This window comes from Pyramidobacter porci, from assembly GCF_009695745.1.
GTDB classification, from domain to species: domain Bacteria; phylum Synergistota; class Synergistia; order Synergistales; family Dethiosulfovibrionaceae; genus Pyramidobacter; species Pyramidobacter porci.
In genome coordinates, this window is sequence record NZ_VUNH01000001.1 from 311,025 (window position 1) to 322,572 (window position 11,548).

The 11,548-nt window shown below is 59.4% G+C and carries 7 protein-coding genes; 3 read left to right on the plus strand and 4 right to left on the minus strand.

The features are described from left to right. The first annotated feature begins 19 nt into the window (after positions 1-19). Positions 20-286: a hypothetical protein gene (locus FYJ74_RS01440; protein WP_154527837.1), complete on the plus strand. Its 267-nt coding sequence runs from the start codon at positions 20-22 to the stop codon at positions 284-286. A 161-nt stretch (positions 287-447) separates the two neighbouring features. Here FYJ74_RS01440 and FYJ74_RS01445 read toward each other — a convergent pair whose 3' ends face one another. The 4 genes from FYJ74_RS01445 to FYJ74_RS01460 all read right to left on the minus strand — a co-directional run bounded on the left by FYJ74_RS01445 (position 448) and on the right by FYJ74_RS01460 (position 8,089). After that, the gene (locus FYJ74_RS01445) at positions 448-2,394 is read right to left on the minus strand and encodes a S9 family peptidase (protein ID WP_154527838.1); all 1,947 of its coding nucleotides are present in this window, start codon (positions 2,392-2,394) and stop codon (positions 448-450) included. Between the two features lie 161 nt (positions 2,395-2,555). Continuing rightward, positions 2,556-5,240 (minus strand): adenosylcobalamin-dependent ribonucleoside-diphosphate reductase, encoded by a 2,685-nt coding sequence (locus tag FYJ74_RS01450; RefSeq protein ID WP_154527839.1) that lies wholly within the window; start codon positions 5,238-5,240, stop codon positions 2,556-2,558. Positions 5,241-5,642: 402 nt separating this feature from the next. After that, positions 5,643-7,454 (minus strand): thioredoxin domain-containing protein, encoded by a 1,812-nt coding sequence (locus FYJ74_RS01455; protein ID WP_154527840.1) that lies wholly within the window; start codon positions 7,452-7,454, stop codon positions 5,643-5,645. Beyond that, positions 7,451-8,089, minus strand: coding sequence for an HAD family hydrolase (locus FYJ74_RS01460; RefSeq protein WP_154527841.1), 639 nt, complete (start codon positions 8,087-8,089; stop codon positions 7,451-7,453). Before FYJ74_RS01460 ends, FYJ74_RS01455 begins: the two co-directional genes overlap by 4 nt. A 314-nt stretch (positions 8,090-8,403) precedes the next feature. On the opposite strand from FYJ74_RS01460, the gene FYJ74_RS01465 reads away from it, so the two are divergent. Beyond that, entirely contained in the window at positions 8,404-9,402 is a 999-nt protein-coding gene (locus tag FYJ74_RS01465; protein WP_154527842.1) for a TAXI family TRAP transporter solute-binding subunit, read from the plus strand. A 174-nt stretch (positions 9,403-9,576) separates the two neighbouring features. Continuing rightward, positions 9,577-11,511, plus strand: coding sequence for a TRAP transporter permease (locus tag FYJ74_RS01470; protein WP_154527843.1), 1,935 nt, complete (start codon positions 9,577-9,579; stop codon positions 11,509-11,511). Positions 11,512-11,548: the final 37 nt, after the last annotated feature.

Sequence of the window (11,548 nt, forward strand, 5' to 3'; positions counted from 1 at the left end):
ATCCCGGAGGCATCTGCTCATGAATATTTCAGCGGCCAAACCCTATGCGATGATCGTTCTCTTCGTCATGCTGATCGTTTTCTCGATTCTCGGCTTCATGGCCATGAAACCGCAAAGTACGCAGAAGAATATCGATGCGTTCTGGATTTCAGTGATTGCGTTTCTGTTTTTGCTTGCCGCCTACATTTTCTTTTTTGTCTCCCCTCTGCTGTCGATCGCGCCTCTTTTCCCGGTTTGCATCTTCATAAAATTGTTTCTGGCGACACGAAAGCCCTCCAAGAAATAGCGAATCTCCCGTTTCGCGCGCATCTCGCGAAACGGGAGATTCGTTTTAATGCTGGTTCTTGATAGAAAATATTAACATACCACAATGTATAGTATTTATACTATTTCTTGATAAAAAGCACTAACAGAGTTTGCAGGGCGCTGCGAGCAATCCGGCGCGTCCTATTTTTTCAGGAAACGGTCCATCCAGTCGGTGATCTCGCGCAGACGGGCCAGACGGCTGCGCGGTTTGCCCGAGCGGCTCAGTTCGTGATTCTCGCCGAGGAAATAGCACAGCCGAACCTCCACGCCGAGGACCTGCAAGGCCGTGTAGAACTGGAACGCCTGCTCGTCCGGGCAGCGGCGATCCTCCGCGGAATGAATGAACAGCGTCGGCGTCTTCACGTTCCCCACGTACTTGAGCGGCGACGCCTTCCACGCGCCTTCGAGATCGGTCAGCGGACCGCTGCCGCCCTGCTGGTCGACGCCGAAATACCAGCCGATGTCGCTGACGCCGTCAAAGGAGATCCAGTTGCAGATGCCGCGCTGCGAGGCCGCGCATTTGAAGCGGTCGCTGTGCGAGATCATCCAGTTGGTCATGTAGCCGCCGTACGATCCGCCGGTCACGCCCAGGCGCTCCGCATCGATAAAGTCGAAATGCGTGACCGCCCAGTCGAGCATGGCGTTGAAGTCCTGATAGTCTTTGACGCCGTAGAAGCCGCGGATGTCCGCGAACTCGTTGCCGCGCCCGTCACTGCCGCGCGGATTGCAGAAGATCACCGTGTAGCCGAGCGCCGCCCAGCACTGAGCCTCGTGGAAATACAGCGCGCCGTACGTCGCCTTGGGGCCGCCGTGGATGTCGAAGATCGTCGGATATTTTTTGCCCGGTTCGGCGCCCACGGGCTTCATGTACCAGCAGTCGATCATCAGCCCCTCGCCGTTGTCCACCGTATAGTGTTCGGGCTGAGAAAGCTGGAACTGCGCCATGAAAGAGTCGTTATGATGCGTCAGCTGCGTTTCGCCGTCGTTTTCGGCGACGTACAGTTCCTGCAGCTGCAGACCCCGGAAGCCGACGGCGAGGACGCGCCCGCCGCGCACGTCGAAACAGTCGGCCGAAAGCAGACCGGGCGTCAGGCTGCGGTCGTGTCCGTTCAGATCGTTGAAGTGGATCTGGCTGCTCGCCCCCTGCGTGGAAATGTAATATAGACCGTCGTCGTCGATCAGGCCGTACTGCGTTTCTACGCCGTAACGGCAATCGCCGACCATGCTGTTGTGGAAGCTGGTGTCGAGATCCGGCGTCAGGCAGGTCAGTTTTTTGTCCTTCAGCTCGAAGACCTGGGCGTTCTCGTTCATGCCGTAACGCTTCATGTCGCTGGCGAGGACGATGACGCGCTCGCCGCTCCAGCCGGCCGTCTTGAAGCTGTACTCGAGCCCCTCGCTGAGACGGTCCATCGCGCCGCTTTCGAGATCAAGACGCCAAACGTGGTTGCACAGCGGCTTGACCTTTTCGTACTCTTCGGCCACCAGCAGCGCCGCGCCGACGCAGGGCGGCAGTGTGCAGTCGAGCACGTCCATGCGGTCGGGTGTGAGGCGCCTGAGCTCGCCGGAACGGGGATCCCACAGCGCCAGGGCGCTGCGGCGCTGACCGGTAAAGTTCTTGCCGTTCTGCCAAAACGGGATCTGCGTGTAAACTTTGTACTGGGCGTTCTCGGGATTCGACTCTTCCGGCGTGTACACCGCGTTGAGCAGAATTTTGCCGTCCGCCAGCGGCCACAGGTCGTTCACGGGCAGCGGCACGACGCCCAGCCGGCGGGCTTCGCCGCCGCCGAGTTCCAGCCGGTAGAGCGCCGTCGCGTCCTTCTCCAGCGTGGCGTCGCGTTTCGACGTGAAGACCAGCGCTTTGCCGTCCGGCGTCCAGCGCGCGGTTTTGTCCGCGTTAGAGAACGTGATTTGACGGCTGCGCCCCGCGCCGCAGTCGTACAGCCATAGGTTGGTGTCGTAGCCGTCCTTTTCGAGGTCGGCTTGGGCGACCTGATAGACCGCCAGCGCGCCGTCCGGCGAAAGCCGCGGGCACGAAAGGAACTTGAAATGAAGCAGATCGTCGAACTGTATCGTTTTCTTTTCCGTCATCGAAAGGCCTCCGCTCAAAAAAATCGTTTCAAAAAACAAAGCGCCGCCGAGCCTCTTTCGAGCCTTCGGCGGCGCTTTTCAAAGACGGAACTCAAAAGAGTTTTTCCATCGAATCATAGCACAGTTTTCCAGATTCGACAGGAAAAGCTCATTGTATTCTTTTATTTGCAGGGCGAATAGCCGCAGCTGAAGCAATAGGCACAGCCGGCTACCATTTCCATCGGCGCGCCGCATTCGGGGCAGATCAGTTCGCTGCGCGGCTCGCCCGCGCCCTTCGCCGCCGCGCCGCTCCGTTGTTCGATCAGTTTCTGCAGCAGCAGCGCCACGGCGTCGGGGATCGAACGCACCATTTCGTCGTCGTCGCAGTCGAACATCCAGTATTCCTTGCCGGAAATGCCGCGCAGCGTGCCGATGAAATCCTCCAGATGACAGCCCGAACGCAGGCCGATGGAGATCACGCGCGAGATCGCTTCGGTCATGGCTTTCAGCTCCGAACCGCTCTTGCCCAGCGAGGCGAACACTTCGAACGGCTCGTTGCCGTCGTAGTTCAGCGTCACCCACAGACTGCCCCAGGGCGTACGGTCCTTGATCGTCTTGCCGAAGACGATCGGCGTGGAGCGCTGCTTCACCTTGCTGCTGTAAGGAACGTGCTCGTGCTCCTCGGCGGCGCGCTCCAGCCCTGCCGGCTGAGACGCTTCCTCGGCGCTCGGTTTTTCCTCAGCTTCAGCTCGCGTCACCGTGGCCGGCGCTTCGCTCTTAGTTTCGCCCTCTTTCTTCGTCTCGATGGGCTGGTTGTCACGCGAGCCGTCGCGGTAGATCGTGATGCCCTTGCAGCCCATGTCGTAACAGGTCTCGTACACGTTGCGCACGTCGTCCACGGTGGCCGACGAAGGCAGGTTGACGGTCTTGCTGATGCCGCTGTCCACGTAGCGCGCGAAGATGCCCGTCACGTCCACGTGCTGCTCCGGCGAAATGTCGTAAGCCGTCACGTAGCGCGGATCGGAAATGACGCCCGAACCGCGCAGTTCGTCCGCTTCCTTCTGCGTGATCAACGGGTGGAAATACTCGCGCACTTCCCAGCCGTCGCCGTCGGACTTCATCACCTTGCGGCTCCAGCGCCAGGCAAAGTTCGGCTCGATGCCCGCCGAGCTGTCGAAGATCATCGAGATCGAACCGGTCGGCGCGATGGAAAGGCGCCGGCTGTTGCGCAGCTGCCCTTCCAGCAGCGCCGTCATCAGCCGTTTCAGCTCGGGCAGCGCGTCGGCGCCAAGCACCTCCGGCAGGACCTCCAACGTGTTCAGCAGAGTGTAGGGCACCTGGCCGTGCGACCGCATCTGGGCGACAAACTCGCGGTAGGAGTTCAGATCCATCTCCTTGATCCACTGGCGCGCGAAGAGCTCGCCGCCGTGGACGCGATGCTCTCCCTCGAACAGCTTCGCCACGGCGAAACTCTCGGAAAAAGGATCCTTGCCCATGTGCGCGACCGCATCGACCGTTGCCATCAGCGCCGCACCGGACATATGAGCGCCCAGAGAATCGCAGAAACTTTTGAACGAGTCGGAGCCGTAGACGTCGCCGCTCAAAATCGCCGCATCGGCCAGCCCCATCAGCCCCAGCCCCACGGGGCGGATGCGCTTGGTGCGCTCGCCGATGCGCGGCAGCGGGTAGCTGGTGGCGTCGATGACGAGATCGAGGTAGTAGATGGACCGGTACACCTGGTCCATGAAACCTTCCATGTCGAAACTTCGGCGTCCCGTCTCGTCGGGGCGGACGAATTTGACCAAATTGACAGAGCCGAGATTGCAGCTCGTGTACGTCGGCAGCGGCTGCTCGCCGCAGGGGTTGGTGGATTCGATGTCGAAGTCCCCCGAGAGCTTGAGCAGATTGTCGGCGTTGGCGCGGTCGATGAAGAACACGCCGGGATCGCCGCGGCGCCAGGCGTTCTGGCACAGTTTGTTCCACAGCTCGTCGCCCTGTACCGTGCGCGCTACCTTGCCGTTGGCGCGGGAGCGGAGCGCGAAGGAGCGTTTCTCGCGCGCGGCGCTGACCAGCTCGTCGGACACGCAGACAGAGATGTTGAAATACGACAGTTTGCCCTCTTCCGTCTTGGCGTCCATGAACTGCTCGATGTCGGGATGGTCGTCGGGCAGCATCCCCATCAGCGCCGCGCGGCGACGGCCGCCCTGCACCACGACGCAGCCCATGGTGTTCCATGTCTCCATGAACGAGACGGGGCCCGACGCCTTGCCGCCGGTGCCGCCCTTGATGTCGGCGCCGCGCTCGCGCAGATGGCCGAAGTTGCCGCCCACGCCGCCGCCGTACTTGCTGATGACGGCGGCGTCACGCACCGATTCGAAGATGCCCTCGATGCTGTCGGGGATGTCGATCACAAAGCAGGCGAAGAGCTGCTGATTGTCCGTCTTGTTGTCGTAAAGGCGTCGGTAGTCCGCCAGCTCCATCTCGTCGGGCGAGCGGTAGATCAGCTCCGCCAGCTCCGGCACGCGGGTCATGCCCGCGCCGGAAGCGAAAAGGCACGGCGAGTTGAAAATGAAGCGTCCCTCCACGAGATCGGCGAAAAGATTTTTTTCCAGCCGACGGATCCACTCGATGTCGTCGGCCCCGCGGTACAGACTCTCGGCCGTGCAGACGATGCGCGAGACGCGGCGCGCGAACTCCTCGAAACTGCGCTCCTTGCGCAGCCCGCCCGTTTCCGGGTCGTAGCGGTCGGCGTAATAACGCTGCTCCAAAAGCCAGCGCGCGTTCTCCGACTGGCGCGGCACCAGAGGGTTTTCAAGCAGCCCCATATCCAGCGAATCCCGAAAGCGCTCTTTCATCGATTTATACATGGGCAGGTCTCCCGTTCTGTGGAATTTTTAAAAGTGGATCCTCTGTGCGGATCTTTTACGAAACGGCACAATCATTCTACCTCGTCCCGATAAAAAACGCCACTAGAAATAGTATCGCCTCAAGCACAAAAAACACTAAATACGCAAAAACGAAAGAATCCCGGCCTCTGTCCGAAAGAGACGGAAACCGGGAACTCCTCTATTTTCATATGCGCACATAGCGTGCCGTTTCTGTTTTTGTCATCGGCGTATGGAGGGGCGACGCTGAGTATTCTACCACAGAAAAGATTTCTGCGCTTCCGCCGGCAGAAATTCGTTCGGCATGTCTCCAAGGGTGTGCCGAAAACATTGGGGAAAACGCTGCCGAACGCCATTTTTGAGGTGCCCTTCACGGCAAAGCGTTCATGAAACGGGGCTCTTATAGATCGCTTTCTCTCCGGTTCGGAGCAGATCCTTCAGTCTCAGAGCCCCCAGCGTGAGCGAGGCGCACGCCGCCGGATATTCGTTGAGCGCTCCGCCAAAAGCGTCGACAATGCTCTGCGCGCGCGTCAGCCATCGTTCGTCTGCGGTGGCGCGATAAAGTTCGAGCAGATTATTCACCATCATGCCGTTTCCCGAGGGCAGAAAATCGTCGCCGGCATCCCACACCGGCAGGATCTCGAGAGTTCCCTCCCGGACAAGGCGCATTGCCCCGCGAATCCCAAAAAGTTCATCGGCCCTTGCGCTCCACGTTTCGGCGGCCTCAAGCCATGACGCGGAGCCCGATGCCCGATACAGCTTCAGACTTGCCCATATGAACGACGCATAATCTTCCAGCCCGCCTTCGCCGTCGCCAAGGCCGCCGGAAAGCGTATGGCAAAGGTCGTTCCGTGAAACCGCCGCGGTCGACAGGGTCTTCATGATCTCCTCGGCCTGCACCTGATACTCTTTCCGTTCCAAGACGTCGGAGGCCTGCGCAAGCACGGCAGCAAAACAGGCGTTGGCCCTCACCGAAATGCGCGTGTCCTTTTCCGGGCTCTTGCGACGCGACCGGCGTTCCCGCAGGATCCTCCGCGCGCTCTCGTTTTTTTCCCAAATGCCAAAAGTATTTTCGTCGCTTCCAGGCATTGCCGCAAGACGCAAAACATTTCTACCGGTCTTTTTCTGCGTCAGCGGATCGCTGTAATTTCCTTCGAAAGTGACTCCATAGACGCGGCAAAAGGCGTCCGAATCTTCGCGAAGAAGCCCGTCGATTTCATCTTTGCTCCATAAATAGTAGCGATCGATGGTATCCATGTCGCGAACGTCGTCCCCGGAACACAGCAGCCCGTTTTCTTCGCTCAAGGTGCGCCTCAGCAAAGCGATGCTGTCCTCGACGACTTCACGGTAGACGGGATTGGGAGCTTCCTTCAATGCCTCGACAAACACGTCCAGAACGGCCGCGTTCTGGGCAAGGTGCTTGCCCAGATAAGGGATCTGCCATTGCCGATCGCAACAGTAGTCGTGAAAGCCGGCAGCAAGATGATCGTACAGGCCTTCCCCGAACAGCGCCGCCAAGGAACGGTCAAAATGGGCGCGGAGCGTTTCGTTTTTCCGCCCGAGGTAGGAACACAGAAGCAGTTTCGGGGCCTGGGGAAATTTGGGCGCCGTCCCCCAGCCGCCGTTTTGGAGGTCCATTTCCTCAAGCAGCTGCTCGACGGCCCGCGCCTCGAGCCCCTCTTGGAGCGGCGCCGTATACGGCGAAAGCGCTTCTTCGAGCTGAGCGCCGTAGCTTGCGGATGCTTCGTCGATCTGCGGCCGTTTCATCAGCCACAGCCATTTGATGCGCCGCAGGACCTCGAGCAGTCCGGGGTTTTCGGGGGTCTCGCTTTGTTTGGGCAGGTACGAACAGGCAAAGATCGGTTTTTTTCCCGGCGTCATGAAAATGAACAGCGGCCAGCCGGCGCGGCCGAGCATGATCTGCGCCATGGCGCGGGCGGCCAGCGCGAGATGAGGCACGTCGTCGCTGTCGGCCAGCACGGGAATGAAGTCGTTGTTGAGCATTCCGATGATCTCGGGCTCTTCGAAATTGGCCTTCATCATGTGGCTCCAGCGGCTGCCGTTGTTGATCAGACACAGACAGAGCGGACGGTCCAGAGACGCGGCGCGCCGAAGCGTTTCCGCGTTCCACGGCCTCCAGCCGACGGATTCTTCTCTCCTCCGTCCCACAAAAGGATTGGCGCTTCTCCGACTCATCTTATCTCCTCCCACAGATCCGGCAGCTCGCTGAGATTCTCGATGACATGCGCAGCGCCGCTTCCCTTCAGTGCCGCCGCGCCATGATTGCCGGTCGTCACGCCGACGCTGGCGACTCCGGCATTGACCGCCGTTTTCATGTCGATATCCGTATCGCCGACGTAAACCCCTTCATCGGCTTTCAGTCCCATTCGCCGCAGCGCCTCCAGAACGATTGCCGGATCGGGTTTGGGGCTGAATCCGTCGATCCCGACAATGATCGGACAGAGCGTCTCCAGACCCGCCGCCCGCACGATTCCCAACGGGGTCAGACGGTTGGTCGCAATCCCCAGCAACGCGCCGCGCGAGCGCAATTTCCTGAGAGCCGGAACGGTTTCCGGAAAAGGCACGACGCCGGCGTAATTTCGTTCCTCAAAAAACAAACGATAGCGCGGCAGCCATTCCTCTTCTACGGGGCCGTCTCCCCAGAAAGACCGCATCGCGTCGGCCAACGCCCAGCCGATCGTCCGGCGCACCTCGGCAGGCTGCAGGCGGCGCAGTTTTTTCTCTGCGGCCAGAGCGTTCAAGTTCGCGCAAATCCCTCCGGTGCTGTCGACCAGCGTCAGATCGAAATCAAATACAATGCCCCGCAGCAAAGGGCCTCGCCTCCTTTTCTCATCAGCGATAGAACGCCGAATTTATGCCGCCGTTTCAAACGCCCTTCATTGTATCATCCGTGGAGTTTTTTCGCTTGCCGGAATAATTGCCACTCCGAGCTTCCTGAACGAAAAACAAAAATACATATTGAAAAATTGCTTCTTGACACAAATCCCAGAGCGCTAGTATACTTCGGAAAGTACGGAGATCTGCGCATTGCGCAGGAGGGACGTTCGCGGATCCATCGCTTTCCACGCTGAGTAAATCAGAGGATCCCCGTATGAATAAAAATACAACGAGGAGGTCTGTGTGAATGAAAAAAATATTGGCGTTGTGTGTCGTTCTTTCCGCACTTTGGGGGAGCGCTGCCGGAGCTGACACGCCGTCGCAGCTCAAGTTTATGGCAGGGCCTCCGGGCGGCAACTGGTTCGCTCTCGGCGGAGAACTGGCCGATCTCTGGAGCAAGGAAGTCATGCCCACCACCAGCGTCACGGGCGGCGCGGTCGCCAACATCATCAACGCGCACATGAGAAAGGGCGATCTCGGCTTCTCCAACACTTCCATGATTGCCGTGGCTCAGAAGGGCACCGACCTCGGCACGTTCAAAACGAAAAGCGACAACGCCAAGCTCCTTGCCAACCTGTACACTCAATACACCTACTTCATCGCCCGCAAGGACTTTGCCGAGAAGAACGGCATCAAGACCGTCGACGATCTGGTCAACAAGAAGCTCGCCTTCCGTTTTGCCACGCTGAAGACGGGCACGGGATCCGAATTCGTCGTCAAGAACGTTTTCGAGTCCGGATTCGGCATCGACTACCGCAAAGCCTTCAAGGAATGGGGCGGCACGGTGGAGTACGCCTCCTATTCGGGCGGCGCGGATCTGATCGCGGACAACCACCTTGACGTGTTCGCCTTCTCCGTCGGCAAAGTCGCCGCGATCGTCATGCAGATCGAAAGCACCACCGACGTCATCCTGCTCGGCATGAGCCAGGAAGCTCTGGACAAAGTGGGCGAAGCGATCGGCACCGTCACCTTCCTGATCGACCCCGGCATTTACAAGTCCGTTCCCGCCGGCGCCGAGCCCGTCAAAGTCGTCGGCGACTACACAAGTATCGTGGTGCGCGGCGATCTCGACGATCAGGTCGTTTACGATCTCTGCAAATCCATGTACAACAACGTGGAAATGCTGGCCAAGGGCGTGAAGGATATCGCCGAGCTCGATCCCAAGACGGCCGTTCCCGCCAAGGGGCTCGAGTCTCATCCCGGCGCCGTGAAGTTCTGGAACGAGGCCAGCGGCAAAATCCAATAAGGATACGGGGCTCCGCTTGGGGGCGCGCCGCAAATCGTCTCAAAAAAATATCGAAGCGCGAACGGGGAAATCCCCAAGAAGGCAGGCTCCAGGCCTGCCTTCTTCTGTACTTCCTGAGATTCCTTGCTCGTAGCGTGACGAGATCGCGCAGCTGACAAAAAAGGATGATGGTCGATGACAAAAAGGAAACTCGATGGAATCGTTGCGAAAGGTCTGTGGCTTTATGTACTGGCCATGGGGATCTTTCACCTTTATACCGCAGTTTTCGGAGCCTTCGAAGCGTACCTTCAAAGAGCGATTCACCTCACATGGGTCCTGCCGATGGTCTTCGTCGTCTATCCCATGTTCGAAAACAAAAAATCGGCGCAGTCCCAGACGGCCGTGCCGTGGTACGACTGGTGTTTCGCTGTTGTTTCCGCCGTGCCCGGCATCTATATCATGCTCAACTACAACATGATCGTCGAGCGCATGATCGGCGTCGACGAGATTACGGCGATCCAGCTGATTCTCGGCACGATCGTCGTCCTCGCTTTGATTGAGGCGACCCGCCGCGCCGTGGGGCTTCCCATCATTCTCGTCTCGCTCGCTTTTATGGGCTACTGCATGTATTACATGATGACCGACATCGCCACGCAGAGCGGGACGCTGGGCAACTTCTCGCTCGCCAATTTCTGCGATTGGTTCTCGGGCGCTTTCAAACTTTTGATCGAGGAGATGTACCTGACCGACGAGGGCATTTACTCGTCTTCGCTGGGCGTTTCGGCGACGCTGGTCATGATCTTCCTGATCTTCGGCGGCTTTCTCGAGAACAGCGGCGTCGGCGAGTATTTCATGGAATTCGCTCAGGCCTTCACGGGAACTCAGGCCGGCGGTCCCGCCAAAATCGCGGTCGTCAGTTCCTGTCTTTTCGGTTCGATCTCCGGTTCCGCCGTCGCCAACGTGTACGGCACGGGGACGTTCACCATTCCTCTCATGAAGCGCATCGGCTACAAGCCTTACTTCTCGGGCGCAGTCGAGGCCGTGGCAAGTTCCGGCGGGCAGATCATGCCGCCGGTCATGGGAGCCGGAGCTTTCGTGATGGCTTCGTTCCTCAACGTTCCGTTCAGCCGGATCGTCGTCGCCGCGATTCTTCCGGCGCTGCTCTACTACGCCGCCGTCCTCGTCATGGTCCACCTGACCGCCAAGCGCGACGGGCTCAGGGGGCTGCCGCCCGAAGAGCTGCCTGAGAAAAAGAGCGTGCTGAAACGCGCCTACATGATGTCGCCCATAATTCTTCTCGTCTATCTGCTCCTCGACGGCTACACGCCCATGTATGCCGCCATCGCCGGCATCGTTTTGGCCTGGGGCGTTTCGCTGCCCAATCCCAAGCGCCGCATGGGGCCAAAGGGCATCCTGCGCGCCATTCACGACGGCGCCAAAGGAATCCCCGTGGTCTGCACCGCCTGCGCTTCGGCCGGCTTCGTTCTCGGAGCCGTGGCTCTTTCCGGCATTGGCCCGAAAATCGTCAGCGCGGTCCTTTCGGTGTCCCACGGCATTCCCGTGCTCACGCTGCTGCTGATCGCCGTGGTCTGTCTGATCCTCGGCATGGGGCTGCCGACGACGAGCGCCTACATTCTCGCGGCGTCATTGAGCGTTCCGGCGCTCGGTCAGCTTCACTTCAACAGCATCGCCGCCCACATGTTCGTGTTCTATTATGCGATCATCTCCAACATCACGCCTCCCGTCGCCCTTGCCGCGTACGCCGCGGCGTCCATCGCCGAGGATTCGCCCAACAAGACGGGATGGGCCGCCTGCCGGCTGGGATTTCTGGCCTTCGTCATTCCTTTTGCGTTCTGTTACGACGGCGGTCTGCTGCTCCAACTCGACTGGACGCACAACGTCATCTCCATCGTCAGCGGCGTCGCGCTGGTGTTCGGCATCGGTTTCAGTTTTACCGGCTATTGCGGCGGCAGAATCCCGATGTGGAGCCGCGTCCTTTTCGCGGCCTTCGGACTGGCATCCATGTGGAAGAGTTCTCTGGTTTCTCTCGGCGGAACGGCGGCGATTTTCGTGTTGTACATCTTTTGTCAGAAGGTTTTCGCCGATAAAAAAGCGTCTTCCGCGATTTAACGAAATCTTCTCTCAAAGCCCCGTTTGGCGCGGGGCT